The 23,863-nt window shown below is 51.0% G+C and carries 23 protein-coding genes; 7 read left to right on the top strand and 16 right to left on the bottom strand.

The features are described 5' to 3' along the window. Nucleotides 1-309: 309 nt before the first annotated feature. Entirely contained in the window at nucleotides 310-1,605 is a 1,296-nt protein-coding gene (phoR, locus tag SK36_RS15965) for a phosphate regulon sensor histidine kinase PhoR (RefSeq protein WP_045440453.1), read from the bottom strand. Nucleotides 1,606-1,655: 50 nt separating this feature from the next. After that, nucleotides 1,656-2,345: a phosphate response regulator transcription factor PhoB gene (gene phoB / locus SK36_RS15970; protein ID WP_045440451.1), complete on the bottom strand. Its 690-nt coding sequence runs from the start codon at nucleotides 2,343-2,345 to the stop codon at nucleotides 1,656-1,658. A gap of 189 nt (nucleotides 2,346-2,534) precedes the next feature. Between phoB and sbcD the strand changes: the two genes are divergently transcribed. Both sbcD and sbcC read left to right on the top strand, forming a co-directional pair. Next, complete coding sequence (gene sbcD / locus SK36_RS15975) at nucleotides 2,535-3,737, top strand: exonuclease subunit SbcD (RefSeq protein WP_045440447.1); 1,203 nt, start codon at nucleotides 2,535-2,537, stop codon at nucleotides 3,735-3,737. Continuing rightward, complete coding sequence (gene sbcC / locus SK36_RS15980; RefSeq protein ID WP_048221958.1) at nucleotides 3,734-6,877, top strand: exonuclease subunit SbcC; 3,144 nt, start codon at nucleotides 3,734-3,736, stop codon at nucleotides 6,875-6,877. Before sbcD ends, sbcC begins: the two co-directional genes overlap by 4 nt. Nucleotides 6,878-7,123: 246 nt before the next feature. On the opposite strand, the gene mak is transcribed toward sbcC, so the two are convergent. Further along, the gene (gene mak / locus SK36_RS15985; protein WP_045440442.1) at nucleotides 7,124-8,035 is read right to left on the bottom strand and encodes a fructokinase; all 912 of its coding nucleotides are present in this window, start codon (nucleotides 8,033-8,035) and stop codon (nucleotides 7,124-7,126) included. 91 nt (nucleotides 8,036-8,126) lie between these two features. On the opposite strand from mak, the gene rdgC reads away from it, so the two are divergent. Then, a complete protein-coding gene (rdgC, locus tag SK36_RS15990) occupies nucleotides 8,127-9,038 on the top strand; it encodes a recombination-associated protein RdgC (RefSeq protein WP_045440439.1) in 912 nt (303 codons plus the stop codon). Nucleotides 9,039-9,082: 44 nt separating this feature from the next. On the opposite strand, the gene ppnP is transcribed toward rdgC, so the two are convergent. The 5 genes from ppnP to SK36_RS16015 all read right to left on the bottom strand — a co-directional run bounded on the left by ppnP (nucleotide 9,083) and on the right by SK36_RS16015 (nucleotide 11,767). After that, on the bottom strand, nucleotides 9,083-9,367 hold the full coding sequence (ppnP, locus tag SK36_RS15995) for a pyrimidine/purine nucleoside phosphorylase (protein WP_045440436.1): 285 nt from the start codon (nucleotides 9,365-9,367) through the stop codon (nucleotides 9,083-9,085). Between the two features lie 71 nt (nucleotides 9,368-9,438). After that, on the bottom strand, nucleotides 9,439-10,116 hold the full coding sequence (locus SK36_RS16000; RefSeq protein WP_048221959.1) for an AroM family protein: 678 nt from the start codon (nucleotides 10,114-10,116) through the stop codon (nucleotides 9,439-9,441). A 246-nt stretch (nucleotides 10,117-10,362) separates the two neighbouring features. Next, a complete protein-coding gene (yaiA, locus tag SK36_RS16005; protein ID WP_045440432.1) occupies nucleotides 10,363-10,554 on the bottom strand; it encodes a protein YaiA in 192 nt (63 codons plus the stop codon). Nucleotides 10,555-10,580: 26 nt separating this feature from the next. Continuing rightward, nucleotides 10,581-11,126 (bottom strand): shikimate kinase AroL, encoded by a 546-nt coding sequence (gene aroL / locus SK36_RS16010; protein ID WP_048221960.1) that lies wholly within the window; start codon nucleotides 11,124-11,126, stop codon nucleotides 10,581-10,583. A 185-nt stretch (nucleotides 11,127-11,311) separates the two neighbouring features. Continuing rightward, complete coding sequence (locus SK36_RS16015) at nucleotides 11,312-11,767, bottom strand: YaiI/YqxD family protein (RefSeq protein WP_045440426.1); 456 nt, start codon at nucleotides 11,765-11,767, stop codon at nucleotides 11,312-11,314. Between the two features lie 148 nt (nucleotides 11,768-11,915). Here SK36_RS16015 and proC point away from each other — a divergent pair, with 148 nt between their 5' ends. Next, nucleotides 11,916-12,725, top strand: coding sequence for a pyrroline-5-carboxylate reductase (gene proC / locus SK36_RS16020; protein ID WP_048221961.1), 810 nt, complete (start codon nucleotides 11,916-11,918; stop codon nucleotides 12,723-12,725). Nucleotides 12,726-12,740: 15 nt separating this feature from the next. Here proC and adrA read toward each other — a convergent pair whose 3' ends face one another. The 5 genes from adrA to SK36_RS16045 form a co-directional block, all read right to left on the bottom strand. Next, nucleotides 12,741-13,856: a diguanylate cyclase AdrA gene (gene adrA, locus SK36_RS16025; protein WP_136345278.1), complete on the bottom strand. Its 1,116-nt coding sequence runs from the start codon at nucleotides 13,854-13,856 to the stop codon at nucleotides 12,741-12,743. Nucleotides 13,857-13,947: 91 nt separating this feature from the next. After that, complete coding sequence (psiF, locus tag SK36_RS16030; RefSeq protein ID WP_045440421.1) at nucleotides 13,948-14,268, bottom strand: phosphate starvation-inducible protein PsiF; 321 nt, start codon at nucleotides 14,266-14,268, stop codon at nucleotides 13,948-13,950. A gap of 130 nt (nucleotides 14,269-14,398) precedes the next feature. Beyond that, a complete protein-coding gene (gene phoA / locus SK36_RS16035; protein ID WP_048221963.1) occupies nucleotides 14,399-15,814 on the bottom strand; it encodes an alkaline phosphatase in 1,416 nt (471 codons plus the stop codon). Between the two features lie 106 nt (nucleotides 15,815-15,920). Then, complete coding sequence (locus SK36_RS16040; protein ID WP_045440415.1) at nucleotides 15,921-16,163, bottom strand: sigma-S stabilization anti-adapter protein IraP; 243 nt, start codon at nucleotides 16,161-16,163, stop codon at nucleotides 15,921-15,923. 210 nt (nucleotides 16,164-16,373) lie between these two features. Then, a complete protein-coding gene (locus SK36_RS16045; RefSeq protein ID WP_048222768.1) occupies nucleotides 16,374-17,570 on the bottom strand; it encodes a multidrug efflux MFS transporter in 1,197 nt (398 codons plus the stop codon). Nucleotides 17,571-17,870: 300 nt separating this feature from the next. Here SK36_RS16045 and ddlA point away from each other — a divergent pair, with 300 nt between their 5' ends. Then, nucleotides 17,871-18,965: a D-alanine--D-alanine ligase gene (gene ddlA / locus SK36_RS16050; RefSeq protein ID WP_048222770.1), complete on the top strand. Its 1,095-nt coding sequence runs from the start codon at nucleotides 17,871-17,873 to the stop codon at nucleotides 18,963-18,965. A 154-nt stretch (nucleotides 18,966-19,119) separates the two neighbouring features. On the opposite strand, the gene SK36_RS16055 is transcribed toward ddlA, so the two are convergent. Then, entirely contained in the window at nucleotides 19,120-19,338 is a 219-nt protein-coding gene (locus SK36_RS16055; RefSeq protein ID WP_045440413.1) for a DUF2754 family protein, read from the bottom strand. A gap of 261 nt (nucleotides 19,339-19,599) precedes the next feature. Here SK36_RS16055 and SK36_RS16060 point away from each other — a divergent pair, with 261 nt between their 5' ends. Next, complete coding sequence (locus SK36_RS16060; RefSeq protein WP_045440411.1) at nucleotides 19,600-19,923, top strand: DUF2755 family protein; 324 nt, start codon at nucleotides 19,600-19,602, stop codon at nucleotides 19,921-19,923. Here SK36_RS16060 and SK36_RS16065 read toward each other — a convergent pair. Next, nucleotides 19,908-21,011 carry a DUF1615 domain-containing protein gene (locus SK36_RS16065; protein ID WP_048221964.1) on the bottom strand — a complete coding sequence of 368 codons (1,104 nt, stop codon included), beginning with the start codon at nucleotides 21,009-21,011 and terminating at the stop codon, nucleotides 19,908-19,910. The genes SK36_RS16060 and SK36_RS16065 overlap by 16 nt on opposite strands. Nucleotides 21,012-21,024: 13 nt before the next feature. Beyond that, nucleotides 21,025-22,245, bottom strand: coding sequence for a peptide antibiotic transporter SbmA (gene sbmA, locus SK36_RS16070; RefSeq protein ID WP_048221965.1), 1,221 nt, complete (start codon nucleotides 22,243-22,245; stop codon nucleotides 21,025-21,027). A 375-nt stretch (nucleotides 22,246-22,620) separates the two neighbouring features. On the opposite strand from sbmA, the gene ampH reads away from it, so the two are divergent. Then, a complete protein-coding gene (gene ampH / locus SK36_RS16075) occupies nucleotides 22,621-23,778 on the top strand; it encodes a D-alanyl-D-alanine-carboxypeptidase/endopeptidase AmpH (RefSeq protein ID WP_045440403.1) in 1,158 nt (385 codons plus the stop codon). Nucleotides 23,779-23,863: the final 85 nt, after the last annotated feature.

Consider the following 23,863-nt stretch of genomic DNA (forward strand, 5'->3'; position numbering starts at 1 on the left):
TATCCTCCCAACCAGACGCAGCGAAGAATAGTTTTTCGATTTACCGCGTAAATGCAGTCGGTATGACAGCACTTGGTGCGCAATTTAAACGCTTATAACGTTTTAAAGCAAGGTGGGATCTAAAAACCAGAACAATATAGTGATATGAAAAATTGAACCAGCACAAAACACCATTCCCGTGAAAAAGTCATGGGCAATAATGCGAACAAAAAACAATCAAACGTCGTAAAATTCAGGATGTCATTATTGACGATGATGAAAAAAGCCAGCTTGCGCTGGCTTTTGGAAAGTTAACATTACAAATGAGCGTTAGCGGTTACTTTTGGCAATTAAACGTTCCGGGAGTATGAAACTAAACCGCGTTCCTTTTCCTGGTGCACTGTCGATAATCAACCGACTGTCATGATGATTTAACGCATGCTTCACGATCGCCAGCCCTAATCCACTACCGCCCGTTTGCCGGGATCGCGCTTTATCCACGCGATAAAATCGCTCAGTCAGACGCGGGATATGCTCAGAAGCAATGCCGGGGCCGTTGTCTTCGACGCTGAATTCAGCGCCTTGAGTCACATGCTGCCAGCGAACGGTGATATGCGTTCCCGCAGGGGTATGGTTGACCGCGTTATAGATAAGATTCGAGATAGCACTGCGCAATTGCTCCTCATTACCCAACACACTTAGCTGGCTATCAACGTCAAAGGTAAAGGTGTGTTTATTCTGGCTCAGCGTTTGCGCCTCATGTTCAACCACGCGCAGTATCACCGGCACATCGACTTTTTCATTCAACAGCAGCGCTGGTGCGGCCTCGATTCTCGACAATGTCAGCAGTTGCTTAACCAGCCCTTCCATACGCTGTGTTTGCTCACGCATGGTGTGCAGCGCTTTTTCTCGCGTTGCACCTTCCAGGGGATGTTCCTGCATCATTTCCAGATAGCCTTGCAGCACCGTGATTGGCGTACGCAGCTCATGGCTGGCGTTGGCAAAAAAGTTACGCCGCGCGCCTTCCAGTTGGTGCATCTGGGTGACATCACGCGCCACCATCAGCAATTGCTTATCGGTATAGGGCATCACGCGAATTTCCAGATGTCGTCCGGTATTGAGAACCAAATTGATCGGTCGACTAAAGTCGCGCGTTTTCAGGTACAACGTGAATTCCGGGTAACGCAGCAGGTTAAGAATATTTTGGCCGCTATCGTCCGGCCAGCGTAATCCCAGAACCTGCTGCGCCAGGCCATTACACCAGAAAATACCGCCCTCTTCGGTAGTCAGTACAACCGCGTCGGGGAGTGATTCAGCCCCACTACGAAAGCGTTTGATCAGATTACCCAGTTCACGACGGCGCTTCTTGTTACGTAGCTGCATTTGATGCAAACCGTACAGCAACGGTTCCCAACTTCCTCGCCCCGGCGGTGGTGTCATACTCCTGTCGACCCACAACCACCAGGACAAACGTAATAAATTCCAGAAATGCCAGACAAGCAGGCTTGTTACCGACGCCAGTAAAAACCAGGGCAGATAACCGAAAAAAGCACTAAGGATAAAAGCCGGTATGCAGCAAAGTATCAGCTCCAGTACCAGCCTTCTCCATGACAATCGTTCAAGCAAACGTCATACTCCATTTACAGCCAGGTCCATTAGGCTTGTATTCTTACCAGTCAGAAGCGGGTCGAAAAACGATATCCCGTCCCACGCACCGTCTGCACCATGCGATCGTGTCCGCTGTGCTCCAGCGCCTTGCGCAACCGGCGGATATGCACATCTACTGTCCGGTCTTCCACGTAAACATTGGTGCCCCAGACATGATTGAGTAATTGCTCGCGACTGTAGACGCGCTCAGGGTGGGTCATAAAGAAATGCAATAACTTGAATTCGGTGGGTCCCATATCAAGCGGATCCTCGCCGGTCATCACACGATGCGAGGTTGGATCCAGGCTCAGGCCCTGCATCTCAATGACCTCTTCAACCGCCATTGGCGAAATACGACGCAAAACGGCTTTAATACGCGCTACCAGTTCCTTGGGAGAAAACGGCTTAGTGATATAGTCATCTGCACCGGTTTCCAGACCACGCACGCGGTCCTCCTCTTCCCCTCTTGCCGTCAGCATCATCACAGGAATGTCCCGCGTCATCGCTTCTCGCTTGAGATGTTTAATGAACTGCAGACCCGACCCGCCCGGAAGCATCCAGTCCAGCAGGATGAGATCCGGCCAGGGTTCATTAAGTTGGTTCACAGCACTGTCATAGTCTTCGGCTTCTACGGGATGAAAACCGTTTTGCTCGAGCACGAAGCAGACCATTTCACGAATTGGAGCTTCATCTTCTACGACCAGAATACGTCTCGCCATGATTTGCCCTGTTTTTTAATTAACTCGTTTATCATCAATACGGTGTCATTATGCGTCAGATTTATGACAGATTTATGAAAAGATAGTCCAGGTTTAACGAAGGTTGTTGAATTATGACAGCCCGGAGGCAAGATATTACCGTCCTGCAAAGGTTATAATCCTGTTCACGTTTTTTGCCATGGAACACTTATGCGCATCCTTCACACGTCTGACTGGCATCTGGGCCAAAACTTCTACAGCAAGAGCCGCGCCGCTGAGCATCAGGCCTTTCTCGACTGGCTTCTGGATACGGCACAATCCCATCAGGTGGATGCGATTATTGTGGCTGGCGATATTTTTGATACCGGCTCTCCCCCAAGCTACGCCCGTGAGCTATACAATCGCTTTGTTGTAAATCTGCAACAAACAGGTTGTCATTTGGTGGTGTTGGCAGGAAACCACGACTCTGTCGCCACGCTCAATGAATCCCGCGATATTCTGGCGTTTCTGAACACCACGGTGGTCGCCAGCGCAGGTCATGCGCCACAGATACTCCAGCGCCGCGACGGCACGCCGGGTGCGATATTATGCCCGATCCCTTTTTTACGTCCACGCGACATCATCACCAGCCAGGCAGGACTCACAGGCGGAGAAAAGCAGCAGCATCTGCTGGGAGCCATCACCGACTATTATCAACAGCAATATGAGGACGCCTGTAAGCTACGCGGCGACCAGAACCTGCCCATTATTGCGACAGGGCATCTGACTACCGTCGGTGCCAGTAAAAGTGACGCCGTTCGTGACATCTACATTGGCACGCTGGATGCATTTCCGGCACAAAATTTCCCGCCAGCGGATTACATCGCGCTGGGACATATTCACCGGGCGCAGGTCATCGGCGGAACAGAGCATATTCGCTACTGTGGCTCGCCGATTGCGCTGAGTTTTGATGAGTGCGGCAAAAATAAATGCGTTCATCTGGTGAGTTTCGAAGAGGGTAAGCTGCGCGCGGTTGAAAACCTCACCGTGCCGGTTACACAGCCGCTTGCGGTACTGAAAGGCGATTTAGCGTCTATTACTGCTCAACTTGAGCAGTGGCGCGACACAGATCAGGAACCACCCGTCTGGTTAGATATCGAAATTACCACTGATGATTATCTGCACGATATGCAGCGTAAAATTCAGGCCTTAACTGAAGACTTACCGGTAGAAGTCTTGCTGGTACGCCGCAGCCGGGAACAGCGTGAACGTATTATGGCGAATGAACGACGCGAAACGCTGAGCGAACTGAGCGTGACAGAAGTCTTTGACCGCCGCCTGGCGCTGGAAGAGCTGGAAGAACCACAGCGCGAGCGCCTGAATCAGCTGTTCAGTACCACATTACAGACACTCGCCGGGGAGCATGAAGCATGAAAATTCTCAGCTTGCGCCTGAAAAACCTGAACTCCCTGAAAGGGGAATGGAAAGTCGATTTCACGGCAGAGCCGTTCGCCAGCAACGGCTTGTTCGCTATCACCGGTCCGACAGGGGCTGGAAAAACCACACTGCTGGATGCTATTTGCCTCGCGCTGTACCACGAAACACCGCGACTGAGTAACGTATCTCAGTCACAAAACGATCTGATGACCCGCGACACCGCAGAGTGTCTGGCGGAAGTGGAATTCGAAGTCAAAGGCGAAGCCTATCGTGCCTTCTGGAGCCAGAACCGTGCCCGTAACCAGCCAGAAGGTAACCTGCAGGTCCCACGCGTAGAGCTTGCCCGTTGCGCCGACGGGAAAATCCTTGCAGATAAAGTCAAAGACAAACTGGAGATGACCGCCACGCTCACCGGGCTGGACTACGGACGATTTACCCGCTCCATGCTGCTTTCACAGGGGCAGTTTGCCGCGTTTCTTAACGCCAAACCGAAAGAACGTGCCGAACTGCTGGAAGAGCTGACCGGCACAGAGATCTACGGCCAAATCTCGGCGATGGTATTTGAAAAACACAAAACGGCCCGCACAGAGCTGGAAAAACTGCAGGCGCAGGCCAGCGGCGTTTCGCTGTTAGCAACAGAACAGGTGCAATCGCTCACAGAAAGTTTGCAGGTACTTACTGACGAAGAAAAACAGCATATTGTCAGTCAGCAAACTCAGCAACAGCACCTCAACTGGTTAATTCGGCAAAATGAGCTACAGACGGAAATAAACCGCCATCAGCATGCGTTGCGGGTCGCACAAGAGGCGCAGGAACAAGCGCAGCCGCAGCTGGCGTCACTCAGCCTGGCACTACCTGCCAGAGCATTACGCCCGTACTGGGATCGAATTCAGGAACAAACGGCTACACTCACCCAAACACGCCAGAATATTCAAGAAGTGAATGCTCGCTTACACCACAGCTTAGCGCTGCGCAGTCGCATTCGTCAGCATGCGCAAAGGCAATCCGTCATAATGTTAACCGCAAAACAGACGTTAACGAACTGGCTGGCCGAGCATGACCGTTTCCGTTTATGGAACAGCGAACTGGCGGGGTGGAAAGCACTCTTTGCCCAGCAGTCTGACGCCAAAAACCAGCTACGCCAGTGGCAACAGTTGCGGGAGAACGACACGCGTAAACTGGAGGCTCTTGCGCAACCGACGCTGTCACTTTCGGCTGAAGACGTATCCCTGGCGCTGGCGCAACATGCACAGCTTCGTCCGTTACGCCAGCGTCTGAGCACGCTTCATGGGCAAATTGCCCCCAGGCAAAAACAGCTAACGCAACTGCGCACGACTATCCAACAGCGACAGCAGGAGCAGCTTCAGCGCAACGCCGCTCTGGCGGATAAACGCCAGCGCTATAAAGATAAGAATCAGCAACTTGCTGATGTAAAAACGATTTGCGATCAGGAAGCCCGCATTAAAGATCTGGAAAGTCAGCGGGCATTACTGCAGTCAGGCCAACCGTGTCCACTCTGCGGCTCCACCACGCATCCGGCGATCGCGACTTATCAAACGCTTGAGCTGAGCGTCAACCAGGCACGGCGTGAAGCGTTAGAAAAAGAGGTCAAAACGCTGGCTGATGAAGGCTCTACCCTACGTGGGCAGCTCGACGCAATAACTCAGCAGCTACAGCGTGATGAACACGAAGCGCAGACGCTTTCTCAGGAGGAGCAAGCACTTACTCAAGAGTGGCAAACAGTGACCGCCGGTCTGAACATTACCCTCCAACCGCAGGACGATATCTCCAGTTGGCTCGCCGCCGAAGAAGAGCACGAGCAACAACTTCACCAGTTGAGCCTGCGCCATGCCCTGCAGGCACAAATCACCGCGCATACAGAACAAATCTCTCACCTGCAGCAACAGATTGATCAACGCCAGAGCACGTTGCAGGCTGAGCTAACCCGGAATGGCCTGTCTCTTCCTGCCAATGGTGAAGAAGCTGCGTGGCTCAGCGAGCGGGCAAGCGAAACACAAATATGGCAGAGCCGCCAGAGTGAACTGACCGAGCTACAAGCGCAGATTGCGCAACTTACTCCTCTGCTGGAAACACTACCTGAGACCGAAGTCATTCAGGATAACGAAGATAACCTGTCACTGGAAAACTGGCGACAGGTGCACGATGATTGCCTTTCGTTACAGGGCCAGTTGCAAACACTGCAACAGCAGGAGGCACAAGACCTCCAACGCGTCGCTGAGATTCAGGCGCAATTTGATGCCGCACTGCAAACCAGCATCTTCGACGATCGCGACGCTTTTCTTGCCGCCCTGCTGGATGAAGAGACCTTTAACCGACTCGAACAGCTAAAGCAGTCGCTGGAAAGCCAGTTACAGCAGGCTCAAACACTGGTCAATCAATCGACACAGGCGCTGGCGACGCACCAACAGCAACCGCCCGTCGGCGCGGACCTCACCCTTAGTCAGGAACATCTTCGCGATACGCTGACGCAGCTCGCTCAAAGGCTACGGGATAACACCACTCGTCAGGGAGAAATTCGCCAGCAGCTCAAGCAAGATGCCGAAAACCGTCAGCAACAAAAGAGTCTGATGCAGGAGATTGAAAAGGTCTCGCAGCAGGTCGAAGACTGGGGTTATCTGAACGCCCTTATCGGCTCTAAAGAAGGTGACAAGTTCCGCAAATTTGCGCAGGGGCTGACGCTGGATAATCTGGTCTGGCTGGCCAATAACCAACTGACCCGCCTGCATGGCCGCTACCTGCTACAGAGAAAAGCCAGCGAAGCGCTGGAGCTGGAAGTGGTTGATACCTGGCAGGCCGATGCCGTTCGCGATACCCGGACACTTTCCGGCGGCGAAAGCTTCCTCGTCAGTCTGGCACTGGCGCTGGCGCTGTCCGATCTGGTCAGCCACAAGACGCGAATTGATTCCCTGTTCCTCGATGAAGGCTTTGGCACGCTGGACAGCGAGACGCTTGATACCGCCCTGGACGCGCTGGATGCCCTTAACGCTACCGGCAAGGCCATTGGGGTTATCAGCCACGTCGAAGCGATGAAAGAGCGTATTCCGGTGCAGATAAAAGTTAAAAAAATCAATGGACTGGGTTACAGCAAACTCGACAGGATGTTTGCGGTGGAATAGGCCAGACTCTGTTGTAATGCCGGACAGCACAGATAAACGTGCATACCCAAAATAATTCGAGTTGCTTGTAGGCGGCAATTGAGTGAAGCCCCAGGAGCTTACTCAGGTAAGTGACTGGGGGAGTGACAAATCTGTCAGGAGCAGATTTGAATGCTGTGGAGCGGCGGCCCGTCAGAATGAGGTTAATGGATGAGCCGGGTAACGCGCAGCCAACTTGAAGTATGACGGGTTATCCGGCAAAAGAGATTATGACTCTTGCGGCCACAGCCAGGCCGCACCGCGTACGCCGCTGGAGTCACCGTGCAGCGCTTTTCGTAGAGGCGTTTCACACTCGCCGCCGAAGACAAACTGCTTAATCAACGACGGGACCGTTTGATACAACCTGTCGACATTGCTCATCCCGCCGCCCAGTACAATGACGTCAGGATCAAGAATGTTCACCACATGAGCTAACGATTTCGCCAGGCGTAACTCATATCGTCTCAGTGCCTGCTCAGCCAGGGCATCCTGCTCATCTACCAGGCGAATAATTTCACTGCCTTTTAGCTGATTTCCGCTCAGCCGATGATAATCCGTAGCAAACCCTGTCCCAGAAATGAAGGTTTCAATACAGCCCTGTTTGCCGCAATAACAAGGCACTTCCTGCCGATAACGCAGTTCATCCTCATCCATCCACGGTAGCGGGTTATGTCCCCACTCTCCCGCCGTACCGTTGCCACCGGTATGCGCTCGCCCATTCAAAGCCACGCCAGAACCACATCCCGTACCGATAATCACTGCAAACACGGTTTGCGCACCCGCCGCCGCGCCATCTACCGCTTCAGAAACGGCCAGACAGTTGGCATCGTTTGCCAGACGCACTTCACGCTTCAACCGCGCGCTTAAATCTTTATCAAAAGGCTGACCATTGAGCCAGGTCGAGTTGGCGTTCTTCACCACACCAGTGTAAGGGGAAATCGAACCTGGGATCCCCATACCAACGGTTCCCGTCTGGCCGGTTGCGTTTTCCGCCATTTCCACCAGCGTAGCGATTGTTTCTATTGTTTGCCGGTAATCATCACGCGGCGTGGGCAGGCGATGGCGAAAAAGCTGTTCGCCCACATCACCTAGCGCAATCACTTCTGTTTTCGTGCCGCCTAAATCGATACCTATACGCACTGTATGTCCCTCTTCCCGATTAACAATGCAAGCATAGCGACAATTCGCTATTATGCCCGCTGGATTTAACGACAAGGCCGTGGAAATTATCATGCTGTGGTTCAAAAATTTAATGGTTTACCGTCTTAGCCGCGATGTTTCTTTGCGTGCCGAAGAGATGGAAAAACAGCTAGCCTCAATGACGTTTACCCCTTGTGGCAGCCAGGATATGGCAAAAATGGGTTGGGTTCCGCCGATGGGATCGCACAGCGATGCATTGACGCATACCGCCAACGGCCAAATTATTATCTGCGCCCGCAAAGAAGAGAAAATCCTGCCATCCCCTGTGATTAAGCAGGCGCTTGAAGCCAAAATATTCAAACTGGAAGCTGAGCAGGGTCGCAAACTCAAAAAGACCGAAAAAGACTCGCTTAAAGATGAAGTGTTGCATTCATTGCTGCCGCGCGCCTTTAGCCGCTTCAGCCAGACAATGATGTGGATAGACACCGTCAATGACCTGATCATGGTCGACTGCGCAAGCGCGAAGAAAGCGGAAGATACGCTGGCGTTGTTGCGTAAAAGCCTGGGTTCTCTGCCGGTTGTTCCGTTAGCGCTGGAAAATCCGATCGAGTTAACGCTCACCGAATGGGTGCGTTCCGGCTCTGTCGCCCAGGGCTTCCAGTTGCTGGATGAAGCTGAACTGAAAGCCATGCTGGAAGATGGCGGCGTGATCCGCGCGAAGAAACAGGATCTGGTGAGCGACGAGATTGCCGTTCACATTGAAGCCGGTAAAGTCGTCACCAAACTGGCTCTCGACTGGCAACAACGTATTCAGTTTATGATGTGTGACGATGGCTCACTAAAGCGTCTGAAGTTCAGTGATGAACTGCGCGATCAAAACGAAGACATCGACAGAGAAGACTATGCTCAACGTTTTGATGCCGATTTCATCCTGATGACCGGAGAACTGGCGGCGTTAATCAAAAGCCTGGTGGAAGGATTAGGCGGAGAAGCACAGCGCTGATTAGGATGTGCCGGATGGCAGCTTCGTCATCCGGCATTTTACAATTACAAATAGCGGCAAAGATACGATGTTGGCTCTGCCACCTGCAGATGAAACTCACTGTGCCCTGGCACGTTGAACACGTCCCCTGCAGCATACACTTTCCACTCAGTTTCCCCTGGCAGCAACACATTCAGCGCGCCGCTAACCACCGTCATCTCTTCAGGTGCCGCAGTACCGAAAGTGTATTCGCCTTCCGCCATGACGCCAACGCTGGCACGGCCAGTACTGCTGCTGGTAAAACCAATCGATTTTACTTTGCCGGAAAAGTATTCATTACTTTGAAGCATACAACTGGCCCTATCTCGTTATTAAGTTAACAAACAATATAGGGGCCTGACGTTCCACCTGTCACGCAAAATTAAGCGAGCAGTTCTGAAGCCAGCCGCGCAATCAGGACATTAGACAAAAGCACCGGAACATCCAGCGATTTTTGCAGTAAATCACGATGTCGCTGATTAAACCCTAAACAATCCAGCATGATCACATCAGCACCTTGCTCAATGAGATCTTTCCCCGCATCGATCAGTTGTTGTGCGGATCCATCAAGAGGATTTGCCACGGCATAAACTGGCGGGGTCTGTAATACCTGCCATTTACTCACCTGGGCCTCAAGCAACTCAGTGACAGGCACAATCACCCCGACCTGATGCCCATCCACAATCGATGCCACCAGAGGGGGGATAATACGTAGGGGCTCAAGCAGGATGCTATTGTGTGCCGTCAGGCGGGCAATTGAAGCAGTACTCATCAATAAGATGACGTCAAAACCCTGGTTATCCAGCACTTCAACAATGCTTTGGAGATCGCGCTCAACTTTCTGGCGCGAGACATGAGCAAGCCGATGGTCGCTGAGCAACGTTAATAACAAATCATCACCTGGCGATACGGCATATTCGAGCATCACATCTTCCCTCTGCATCTGCCCCAGCAGACTATGGTGCGTGATGTGTTGCTCATCAATATATTCCGTCAGGAGCGGTAATACCTCACTCATCGGGACAACACCAATCGTGAGGATAGCCAGCGACGTACTCATTTGTTACTCCACCGTCTTCTTACTGCGTCATGAATTCCCAGGCAAATGCCGGACACCTACCTGCGCTACAAATGCTCAAAAGCGTAGCAGCAGATAAGCAAGGCATAATGTAAAGATTCCTAATCATTCCAGTATTATGTTGTTATCGTTTAATTTTCAATTTTCGCTGTGTATGACGACGTGCGAAAAATGTGATACCGATACGAGCAGAGGGTACTCTGATTTCTTTACCAGCAACGCCTGGCGTCAGGTTTTATCGGGATCCTCATAGCGCTTTTTGGCGTCCATGGCCTCTTGCGCGGAAGGATGTTCACTGATCAATGAATCGGGTTTAGGATGATCGGCGCGAAGTTGATACCAGGTTACCGTCTGGCCAGGCGTCCCTTTCTCAACTGTCACAATGGTAGCTTTGCGCGGGTAAGGTGGTTTTGTCGGCATATCTCTTCCTTTTGAGTGGATGAGCTTTAAGTATAGACACCACCCTGTAACCGTGACGCCGGCTGCGACAGTAGCCCCAGAATATCGGCAACAACCTGAGAAGGTTTATTTGTTGCATCAACAATGTAGTGCGCCGCTTCCCGATACAGGACATCGCGCTGCTCCAGCACTTCCTGCACTTCTTCAGTTAATGGTTTACCGGTTAAGGTCGGGCGTAACCCTTCTTCCGGCGCGGCCTCCAGGCGGTTAACCAGCACTGATACGGGTGCGCTTAAATAAATGACTACACCACTATTGCGCATGTAGTGCCGGTTGTATTCGGTGAGAATGATACCGCCGCCGGTCGCAACAACGGTTAAAGGTGCGGTAACGGCTTCCAGAGCAGCCGTCTCCTGGGCGCGAAACCCCTCCCATCCCTCTCTTTCGACAATTTCCGCCACGGTCATTTGTACATGAGATTGCAACCAGCGATCGGTATCAACAAATTGGAAATCGATAGCCTCGGCGAGCGCCATTCCGGTTGTCGTCTTACCACACCCCCGGGGGCCAACAAGAAAAAGAGGTTGCGTCATCACAGAAATTCCCCAGAGAACCGCAAGCGAGCGGGATCTGATGCTGTTAAAGTTATAATCATACCATCAAACTAGTACATCACCAAAGTGTAAACAATACATTCCATTTAGGGCAATTAAATTAATTAAGCCCTACTATAACAAGAATTCACCATGATGAAAGTGTAAAAAATAAATTACAGCCACTATTTTCTGCGCTGAACTTCCAACCACCATTTATCAAGTTCAGCTGCAAAATGCTGGCGATCGCGTGGTGAAAGACTATCAGGCCCGCCGGTCTGGATCCCACTGGCACGCAGGGTATCCATAAAATCACGCATCGTCAGGCGTTCACGGATTGTCGCTTCGGTATAACGTTCTCCGCGTGGGTTTAGTGCAGCCGCACCTTTTTCAATAACCTCAGAAGCCAACGGGATATCCGCCGTGATCACTAAATCGCCCACATTACACTGGCGCACAATCTCATTATCTGCGACGTCAAACCCGGCAGGAACACGTAAGGTACGGATTAAACGCGAAGGCGGGACGCGCAAACTCTGATTTGCCACCAGAATCAGCGGCATCTGCATACGTTCAGAAGCACGGTATAATATTTCTTTAATCACATTAGGACACGCATCCGCATCCACCCATATTGTCATATCACCTCCCGACTCATGTGCAATCGCGTATTGTCTCGTGCTTTTACTTTCCAGCAAAGTGCTGTTTCTCCTTCTGAACACATTCATTCCGCGCTAAGCTTACCTTTCCCAGGTAAAACAACGAGTATCACGTATAGGGAGTGACACAATGGACAAGAAAATTGGGTTTATCGGCTGCGGTAACATGGGCAAAGCGATTCTTGGCGGCCTGATCGCCAGCGGCCAGGTTCTCCCCGGACAAATCTGGGTCTATACCCCTTCCCCCGAAAAAGTCGCCGCCCTGCACGACCAGTACGGCATTAATGCAGCACAATCTGCGCAGGAAGTCGCGCAAATTGCCGACATTGTTTTTGGGGCCGTGAAACCAGGCATCATGATTAAAGTGCTGAGTGAAATTACCTCCAGCCTGAGCAAAGATTCACTGGTCGTATCTATTGCGGCTGGCGTCACCCTCGATCAGCTCGCCCGTGCATTGGGTCATGACCGCAAAATTATTCGCGCAATGCCAAACACTCCGTCACTGGTTAATGCCGGTATGACATCTGTGACACCAAACGCGTTGGTTACACCAGAAGATACCGCTGACGTGTTGAATATTTTCCGCTGCTTTGGTGAAGCGGAAGTCATCGCAGAATCAATGATTCACCCAGTCGTTGGGGTCAGCGGTTCAGCACCGGCATATGTTTTTATGTTTATCGAAGCAATGGCGGATGCAGCTGTTCAGGGTGGCATGCCGCGCACACAGGCGTATAAATTCGCGGCACAGGCGGTGATGGGATCGGCCAAAATGGTCCTCGAAACGGGTAAACATCCTGGTGAGCTGAAGGATATGGTGTGTTCGCCTGGTGGAACCACCATTGAAGCTGTCCGTGTCCTGGAAGAACGCGGCTTCCGTTCTTCGGTGATTGAAGCGATGGTTAAGTGTATGGAACAATCGGAGAAACTCAGCAAATCCTGAGTGGATAACCGGACGTCAGGCCGCCGCTTCAGTGCGGTTACGTCCGGAATTCTTTGCTTTGTATAACGCCATATCCGCCGATTTTAACCATTCTCGATAATGTTCAGTCTCTGCGGTCAGGGGCGCCACACCCACGCTAATCCGCAGGGCAACCTGCGGAGCGCATGATAAGCGTAACTGGCTGAGCCGTTCGTGGACTCGCGACATTGCTGCAATAGCGCTGGCTGCCGGCGTTCCGCACATAATCACAGCAAACTCATCACCGCCAAAACGCCCTATGACATCACTGCCGCGTAATGTCATCTGCAATTGACGAGTCAGAGCGACGATAGCTTCATCCCCGACGTCATGTCCCCAGGTATCGTTGATGCTCTTGAAGTGGTCGATATCAATAATCAGTAACGTGGCATCACGCTGATAGCGACGACAATTATCAAATTCATTGCGCAGTAAAAATTCCCAATGGCGTCGGTTATACACCCCGGTCATACCATCCCGCGTACTCATTACCTGCAACCGACGTTTATGCTCCGCCAGCTTTATTACCGTTTGATAGCTGACCCAGGCAAACAGCAACGGATAAATAACCAGCACCGGCAAAGATAGCAATACGCTCAATTGTGTACTGCTAAAAGCAACGGAGATAGCCGTTAACTGCAACGTGACAAGGCATGAAACCACCAACAACACGGCACCCGCGATGAATAATCGCACACCACCTGCGCCCATCAGGTTGATGCAGATAATCATCAGCAGTGCCGTGGATGGCAGCAGGTTAACCCCCATAATCCCCATCCACATACCCGCCAGGATCGCATCCGCTTTTAAATTAGTGAATTCACCATGTTGAGGATCTTCTGCTTTGCTCGCCAACTGCCACGCCAGGTGTGGCCAGACAAAGGCCCATCCCACCAACAACAGCCACCAGCCGCCGGTAATCGGCTGTGAAACTAATACAGAAGCAATGGGGAAAAACATTCCCCCCAGCCCTACCGCACGCGGCAGCCTGATCCGTCGGGCAAATCGCAGTCCGGAGCGCTGATGGTCATTTCGATGAAGTGATAATAACGCTTCATTCTGTACGACCTTTTTTTGATAGAAATTTTCATCATTCATCGTATTTGGGAATATTCTGAAACAAATTTCCCAAATTATAGGAAGGGGTCTGGCGGTGAAAGTATGATATTTCGGGTGAGCGATTTTCTCTGCTCACCCGTATGTATTACGCAGCTTTTTTCAGACAGGCACTCATAAACTTATTACGATCATCGCCTTTCAGAGACTGCTCTGTCGCCTGGACATTGCACTCACGCATTTTCTGCTGCTGTGGCGTCAGGCTCTTTTCCTCTGGAGCAGATTTACTGTTTTTCAGGCAATCACTCATGTACGTCTTACGGGCATCCCCTTTTAAGGTTTGCGCCGTCGCTTGCTGGTTGCAGGTGGTCATACGCTGTTGTTGCGGGGTTAATGTCTTCTCGGCAGCACCGACGGTAGTTAAGAAAATCAGACCAAATAGCAACGTAACCAGTAATGTTATTTTCATAGCACCATCCTTTTATAAGCATGCAACTCTAAACGCCGCCCTATTCTGAACGACAGCATGTAGGTATAAGTCTGGCTGCTAAACACAAAAAAACCACCCGACAGCAAAAGTATTGCCGCCGGATGTCTGCTTATTTAAGCCCTAATGCGGCTTTCATGGTGTAGAACAGATCGGTTTGGTCGGTCAGGCCGACAACATTCGCAGCATGTGGTCCATAGGCCGCAATACGCAACTGGCTGCCGGTATGCTCCTGGGATTCTTCCTCGGAGTTGCCGTAGCTTATAACCATTACCGCGCCATCTTTGGTGTTCAGCGCCTGGGTTAAACCCGGAGCCTTCGTATCCGGCGCAACAATCTGGCTGGAATGGGCGTGATCGGCGGTAACTACAACCAGGGTGTTGCCATCTTTCTTCGCAAATGCTAGCGCACGCTGCACCGCCTCATCCAGATCGACCGTTTCTCCAATCTGCCCACATGGGTTAGCGGCGTGATCCTGCTTATCGATTGACGCCCCTTCAACTTGCAGGAAGAAACCTTTCTCATTTTTGCTCAACAGCTCAATCGCTTTATCCGTCATCTGTGCCAGCGTGGGCACGGTATCGTTACGCTTTGGGTTCGGCGCACAAGTCACGACGGGTTGATCAATGTTGCCGTGATATGACGCTTTCGGACCTTCCCAGCGTACCGGCATGTTGCCCTCGGAGAACAGACCCAACAACGGTTTATCCTGATTGGCTTCAGTGATTGCTGCAAGCGTTGCGGCATCGCTCACCAACTGATATCCACGCGCCTGTGCCTGTTCACGCAGCGTTTTCCCCTGCCAGTCACCTGCTGCCGCGGTCTCTGCAAAGGTTTTTGCCCCACCTCCAAGCGTAACATCGGCGCGGGCGTTCAATAATTGTTCCGTGATCGACCCTTTACCACCTTTTTCCAGCGCATTGGTCGGGCATTTTTCAGCGGTTACACTCGGACCGTAGCATTTACGTGAGGTCACATGCGCCACCAGGGCAGCCGGAGTCGCATCCTGCAACTCAGCAGTAGAAACGTTGCCTGTCGCCAGACCTGCGGCTTTCGCCATTTCCAGAATCGTGATGTGATCTTTTTCGTTAATATCAACGCCCAACGCACCATTGTAGGTTTTAACGCCGGTCGTCCACGCCGTTGCTGACGCCGCAGAATCCGTTACATAATCAGGTTTACCCGTTTTTTTATCCAACGCGTAATGTGTGTATTGCCCGGTCAGAGGTAATGCATCAATACCTTTAAAAAATCCACCTGCGCCTTCGGCATAATTGCGAGCTGCTGTAATTTCTGAATCCCCCATGCCATCACCGATCAATAAAATAATATTCCGGGCAGGTTTATCAATCAGTGAATCACGCAGAGCCGCCGTTTGATCAGAGGTTAATCGGCGCGCCCCACCTGGCGTGGTGATATCCCCCTGGGCGGCACGATTATCCATAACCGGTACAGCAGATGATTCAGCATAAATAACCGGGGTAAACAGTAATGGTAACAGGGCAATAGCGAGTGCACTTTGTTTCACTTTATTTTCTCCATGTATAAATACAGTAAAATTAAAACAAAGTGACTATAAGTATTTGATGTGACACTTTTATGATGTCAGGGAGTAGTGAATTTCTGGAGATCGCTCAATACGTTTTTGGTAGGCTTTCACCCGGATTATGCAGAGTTGTCAAAAATGCCGGCATACGGCTTACGCCCGCCAGCGCCCCCTCAATTTGACGAATCAATATTTGCTGATCATTTTTCGCCATATTGCTTAGCATCTCCATGATAACCCACTCTAACGTTTCTACCTGGGCAGCCAGCTCCTGCGACTCTTCTTCTTTTTGGGCAAGCTTAAGTAGTAACTCGGTGACGAGATTTTTCATTTTCGTATTCCCTTTACAAAATATGGGTCACGTTAGCATTATGGCTCACGACTGCCTAGGGGATAAAAGTTGTATTTTTATAAATAATAAGACGTTTTGCGAAAACAATCACAACACAAAATAATGTGCAATGCCCCTTACTCCAGAACTATTCAATATTAAAGAGTAAGGGGATGAATAATCACACAGATATACAATACCTACGTGAGCTTAGTGCGCAAGACGCCGGCGTCGTAACGCGATGGCCAGTTGCCAGATATTAATAAGTACAATACATGCGGTCGCGATAAAAACCCAGCGGAAACCCGCCATTGCAGATACCGTTGCGCCCATTAATGGCCCTGCGACGTTACCCAGATACATAAACGACTGATTATACCCAAAGATGCGACCGGTAATCTGATCGCTGGAATATTTGACCAGCAACGTCTGCACAGCAGGTAGCATCGCGCCATCGGCAAAACCAAGCAGGAAACGCAATATTCCCAACTGCAATGGCGTAGTAACCCAGGACATGGCGAAAAAGAGCACCACGGCGAAGATTAACGTCGCCATAAGAATTCGCTCCGTGCCAATTCGATCGCCCAGTTTTCCAAGTCGGGGCGCCGATATCAGCGCCGATACGCCAGGTACCGAAGCAATTAAGCCGCTGAGAAAAGCAATGTTTGTGCTGTCTGGCACCATAGATTTGATAAACAGTGCCAGAATGGGACCTATTGAGCCGTTACACAGCTGAATAACCATAGTGGTAAAAAACAGGCTAATCACCAACGCCGGATAAGGCAGTGAGGCGAAAACCGCCTTGCCGCTTAAACGTTCACTTTTTTTAATCGTCGGACGCACGCCCTCTTTAATTAAAAACAATGTGACCAGAAAACTTACTACCAGCAGCGCCGCAGTAATACAAAATACCGCCCGTAAGCCGATATGATCGGCAATAAACCCACCCATCAGCGGCCCGCCAATAACACCGCTAATTTGCGCCGTAGAGAGCGTACTCAGCGCCCAACCGCTGCGTTCACGCGGTACCTGTGACGCGACCAGCGCCATCGCATTGGGGATATATCCCGATGTTAACCCCATCACGCCACGGAGCAGGAAAAGCTGCCAGACGTTAGTCGCAAATGCCTGCAGTAAAATCGCGATGGCCATCCCTAACGAAGCGCGCAATAGCATTAATTTGCGCCCTTTGCGATCGGCTAAGCTACCCCACATCGGTGCAACAATGGCAGAAATAAGAAAAGTGACACTAAACGTTAAGCCGGACCACATCGACAGCGCTTCATGCGAGGTCACCCCAAGCTGGGAGATATAGAGCGGTAAAAAAGGCAGGATTTGACTGATCGCCAGTCCGGTAAAAAAGCACCCGAACCAAACGGAAATAAGGTTAATTCTCCAGGATTCCATAAGACTCATAACGATAAGCAGCTGAAAACTGCGAGCAGCTTAACAAATTACGTATCCAGACGGAGGTTCAGCGGTGCGATGTATCACAGTTTAGTATTTTATCTCCCCGCTCATCATAATTGTGATATCCATCACATCAAATCCACACTTTATACAGGTGATTATGCTTTAACCAGCACACTCGTGTTTAAACAAATTTGTTCCCCTGTACTTCACGAAAACATTCTGCCAGAAGCCGAGGAATCCTGCGTTTTGTCGTGGTAATGTATGTGCTTTGCATTCATGGAATGGGTTTTTAAGATGGCAAAGTTGCGGGTAGGAATCGTATTTGGTGGTAAGTCAGCAGAACATGAAGTGTCATTGCAATCGGCTAAAAATATTGTCGATGCCATCGACAAGACTCGCTTTGATGTTGTGTTGTTAGGTATTGATAAACAAGGGCAATGGCACGTCAGCGATGCCGGTAATTATCTGCTTAATGCAGACGATCCGGCTCATATTGCGTTGCGTCCTTCACTAACCAGCCTCGCTCAGGTACCGGGTAAACAAGAGCATCAACTGATCGACGCGCAGAATGGTCAGCCGCTGCCAACGGTGGATGTTATTTTTCCAATCGTTCACGGTACGCTGGGAGAAGATGGTTCTCTGCAAGGCATGCTACGCGTAGCGAACTTACCGTTCGTCGGCTCCGATGTGCTTGGTTCCGCAGCCTGTATGGATAAAGACGTGACCAAACGTCTGCTGCGTGATGCCGGGTTAAACATCGCACCATTTATTACGCTCACCCGCGCAAACCGCCACACCATCAGCTTTGCCGAGGTTGAATCACGCCTGGGTCTCCCACTGTTCGTGAAACCTGCCAATCAGGGGTCATCCGTTGGCGTTAGCAAAGTCACCAGCGAAGCACAGTACAACCAGGCCGTCGCGCTGGCATTTGAATTCGATCATAAGGTGGTTGTGGAACAAGGGATCAAAGGCCGCGAGATCGAATGCGCGGTACTGGGGAACGATCACCCCCAGGCCAGCACCTGTGGCGAGATCGTTCTGAACAGTGATTTTTACGCTTACGACACCAAATACATTGACGACAACGGGGCAAAAGTTGTCGTTCCTGCGGCGATTGCGCCAGAAATTAACGATAAGATCCGCGAGATTGCGATTCAGGCATACCAGACGCTGGGCTGCGCCGGCATGGCCCGGGTGGATGTATTCCTGACTGATGAAAACGACGTGGTGATCAATGAGATCAACACGCTGCCAGGCTTTACCAATATCAGTATGTATCCAAAACTGTGGCAGGCGAGCGGTTTAGGCTATACCGATTTGATCACCCGTCTGATCGAACTGGCGCTGGAACGCCACGCTGCGGATAGTGCGTTGAAAACCAGTATGTAAAACTGACCAGAATGCCTGATATACCCTAAATATTTCGGGTTACAGAAAGGCGGCCACGCCGTGAATCCCCAGGAGCTTACATCAGTAAGTGACTGGGGTGAGCCAGGAAAGTCAACACTCCTGCAACTTGAAGTATGAGGGGTATAACAAAACGTTATTGGGTATCTTTCACATCATCAGCTTCCACACGACGGCGTATAATGAGTCCGGCGAGCCAAAAACTGATCACCCATGTGACCAGCCCCACCGCATAGGTTTGCCATCCCTTAGCTTCAAAACCCAGTAATCCCACCACACCATTCAGAATAAAGATAAGCCCAATGGCGAACGCATAGTAGTGCCAGTCACGGCGAATTTTAGCAGGCAGGTTCATAGCAGCTCCGGAGAAACACACATTAGGCGCATCCTCGCACATTTTCTCTGAGACGTCTGTGGTGTATGCGGAATTTCTTAAATGTCACAAAATTTCACTTAAGGTTAAAGATTTGTGACTATCCGCAAAAAACTTAAATCCAGGAATAATCCCTGGCTGAAATTACCATCATTCTGATATTGACAATGGCGATCACCTGTCAAACTCACTGTCAGTTGTTGGCATTACGTCGAAAGAAGCAGGTTATTTCCGGAGGTCTTTATGGCTGATTTTACGCTCTCTAAAACCCTTTTTAAGGGCAAGTATCGGGATACCTCCTCCCTGACCGGCAATATTGCGTATGCCGTATTTGTACTGTTCTGTTTCTGGGTGGGAGCACAGATTTTAAATCTGTTAGCTCACGCACCCGGAATTTACGAGCAACTGATGCAGCTACAAATGCAGGAAACCGGACGTCCACGAATCGAAATCGGTTTTGGCGTCGGTACGATTTTTGGCGTGATCCCCTTCCTGGCCGGAGGGCTGATCCTTGGCATCGTCGCTGGCTTTATGCGCTGGCGCCAACGCCATCATAAAGCAGACTGAGCCATACATTTCGCCCGGCGCTCGTCCACCCGTTTAGCAAACCACGCAGTGGTCAGGTTGCGGGTGATCTTCGGACTTTCCAGTTGAATACCCGGCAGCATTTCACGGGGTAACGCTTTGCCCACCTTCGCTTCAGCCAGCTTATAGACCTTCTCATAAAGCGCGGTCTCTTCAAAAGCAAGGCTGTCGCCCTTTTGCAGTTGACGCCGAATATCGCTCTCACTCATATTCAGCTTCCCAACCAGTTTACGTACTGCCAGCTCCGTTTTACCTGGATCTTTGCTGTCGTAGCGAATCAAGTCACCATCCAGTTCCAGCTTCACACCGCTGGCTTTACTGACAGCGTTCTGGAAAGCGGCATTCCGGCTGGCGTACCAGCCCGCATTAAAGTCAGCGAAACGGAAAACAGGTGCACTATAGTTCGCCGGATAGTTCAGCAAATGATAAGTTCCGAACCACAGCCCACCACGGCGACTGAACACTTCCTGACGCACTGTTCCTGCCATTTTCCATGGGTATCCCGTCGTGTGCTGTTCCGCAAACGCAATGCTGACCTGCATCGGACCGCCGGTATGAACCGGATTTAGTGAACCAAACAGCGTCTGTCCCATCGGCACCATATTGATAAAATCATCAAAGATGGCGCTAAGCTGCTTTTCCGTCTTCACTGAATCCAGGCGCTCACTGTAGCTTTTTCCTGTCGGGGAATTAATCTTCAGTGCGGTATGAACCAGAAACACCGGAATATGCATACGCTCAGCACGACGGTCGATCTCTTTCCAGGCAATTTTACTTAAGCCAGGAACGACCGGATCGGCCTGATAGTTGGACTCCTGCTGCGCCACTGCCAGCACCGAACAGACGTTCTCGACCGTCGGTGCCAGCTTCTGGCTTTCAAACGTCTTCGCCAGATCCTGCGCCCAGGCGTCTCTGTCCTTCACACTGGACGGCATTTTCTGACGCACGACGCTCGCCACATCGACGGCTTTCTCCCCTTTTTTTAACGGCTGCGAGGGTTGGCTGCTACACCCCACCAACACCAGTACAGCCAGACAAGACCAGGGGTAAAGACGGGAAACCGTCGACATAACATCTCCTTTGTTAACTAAGTGTATTGGTAACTACCTGAATTTCCTTGCCATCTAGCTCACGTTCAAAGCTGCGCAGACGCTTATAGATAGACATCAGTTCGACTAACGTCGTCCAGGAGTTAATCAGATACTGGAACGATCCTCGCACCTGTCCAAACACGTTGGTAATTTGCGTCATCAGACCGAGCGTAATCGTACCGGCAACAATCGATGGAAACAGCAGGAACAACCCGAAAACGTTATCAACCTGCAGGTAAAGAATGCGGGCGATATTGAAGTACATATAGTGAAAATAGAGGCGGAAATAGTTCTGACGCACCGCGTGAAACAGTTCGCGAACGGTAGGTGGCGTCGCGCGGTTGGCATCGTCTTCACCGTACACCAGTTCTTTACGATAAGCCGCTTCCACACGTTGGTTTTTGAACTCCAGACCCGGAAGTTTTATCCCCACTACCGCCAGCATCCCGGTTCCCATCAGCGACCAGACAATCGCAGCAATCACCAGACCATAAGGCACATGTCCGACTATTGGCAAATCAGGGACATGCGCAGAAAGCGTAACCAGTACCGGCAAGAAGGCAATCAGCGTCATGATGGCGTTGATAAAACTGACGCCCATATCTTCCAGCGTCGAGGCAAAACGCATAGTGTCTTCCTGCACACGCTGCGCGGCACCTTCGATATGACGCAGATGCTGCCAGTGCGCCATATAATGTTCGTTCATTGCGGTACGCCAGCGGAAAACATAATGGCTGACGAAGAAATTGTTCATCACGCCAATGACGACGGCAATCAGCGCAATACCAAGAAAGATCCCCACTTCATGATAGAACTGCTCAATTTTCACCTTATGGGGAGCGCTGAGTGCAGTTTGAATCAGGTCATAAAATGGCGCATACCAGGCGTTAACGGCGACCCCGACTTCAACCAGAAACCAGGTCACAAAGATAATCAACGACGTGCCGAGTATGGACCAGTACTGCCAGCGATGTGGACTGTAGATAAACCAGAACAGCGCGAACAGGCCGACGCACAAAATGTAGTAAGCATAAAAAATCAGATAATCCAGCGACCAGAATCGCGCTGCGCTAATCGGTACGTCCCCCGATGCGCCAGTAATGCGCGCCACCCAGGCTCCCCCACCTGCCTGCCAAAATACAACGGCAACCAGTGCCCAAATAAATGCCGAAATAAAGAACGGCCCCGGCTTTGGGAAAAAAGACTTAAACATAGTGCTCTCCTGCTAACTTCTTATCGTTATGACGACTGCTGTGCATTTGCCACAGACGGTGGCAAGACGGCTAACGCCCAAAAACACAAGCTGAAACCGACCATTGTGACCAGAATCAGCGAACTTAGTTCGCTACCCGGTTCTGAAGAATTGTTTCTGTGGTTTTCACCTAACACTGCGTTCCAGCATATTCAGATTATCACAGCGTAAGATCACAAAAGCGAACATCCACTATCAGGGAAAAGCTCACGTTTACTCATCGTTACGTTTTTCACACTATCATTGGCGTATTAGCGCTTTGCAATATGCCGTTCAGTAGTATAAATACGCATACGCACGTCACCTTTTACTTCCTCTAACTCATGGACACCACCGTTGAAACGTAGTCTGCTTTTTTCTGCCGCGCTGTGTGCGGCGTCATTGACATCTGTCCAGGCGGCACAGCCTATAACCGATCCGGTCTTCGCCTCCGACATCGTTGATCGCTACGCCGATCATATTTTCTACGGCAGTGGGGCTACGGGGATGGCACTCGTGGTGATTGATGGTAATCAGCGCGTATTTCGCAGCTTTGGTGAAACGCGCCCCGGCAATAATGTTCACCCGCAACTGGATTCCGTGATTCGAATCGCCTCGATTACAAAATTGATGACCAGTGAAATGCTGGTTAAATTACTCGATCAAGGCACGGTAAAACTCAACGATCCGTTGAGTAAATATGCACCTCCCGGCGCACGCGTCCCCACATATCAGGGAACGCCAATCACCCTGGTGAATCTGGCAACGCATACCAGCGCCCTGCCGCGCGAACAGCCTGGCGGTGCAGCAAAGCGTCCGGTATTTGTCTGGCCTACGCGCGAACAGCGCTGGAGCTACCTTTCTACCGCGACGCTGAAAGCCGCACCAGGATCGCAGGCTTCGTATTCAAACCTGGCATTCGACCTGCTGGCCGATGCGCTGGCAGCGGCGTCCGGTAAGCCTTATCCGCAACTCTTTGAAGAGAAAATCACCCGACCGCTCGGGATGAAAGACACCACTTTCACCCCCTCACCCGATCAGTGCAAACGTCTGATGGTCGCGGAAAAAGGGGCCAGCCCGTGTAACAATACGCTGGCGGCGATGGGCAGCGGCGGCGTCTATTCTACACCTGGTGATATGATGCGCTGGATGCAACAGTATCTCTCATCTGACTTCTATCATCGTAGCCAGCAGGCTGACCGGATGCAGACACTGATTTATCAGCGTACACAACTGACCAAAGTGATCGGAATGGATGTACCAGGCAAAGCCGATGCGCTTGGTTTGGGTTGGGTGTATATGGCACCGAAAAATGGTCGTCCGGGGATTATTCAGAAAACCGGCGGCGGCGGTGGATTCATTACTTACATGGCGATGATCCCGCAGAAAAATGTCGGCGCTTTTGTCGTGGTCACCCGTTCTCCGCTGACCCGATTTACCAATATGAGTGACGGTATCAATAATCTGGTCACAGAATTAAGCGGTAATAAGCCGCTGGTCATTCCCGCGTCCTGATTGACTGCTCAAAAGGCAAACGGTTGATGCGGACCCGTTTGCCTGATTCACCCAGCCGCATTCTCCGGTATGCCACAAGAAAGCA

The organism is Citrobacter sp. MGH106 (genome assembly GCF_001037495.1).
Lineage (GTDB): Bacteria > Pseudomonadota > Gammaproteobacteria > Enterobacterales > Enterobacteriaceae > Citrobacter > Citrobacter murliniae.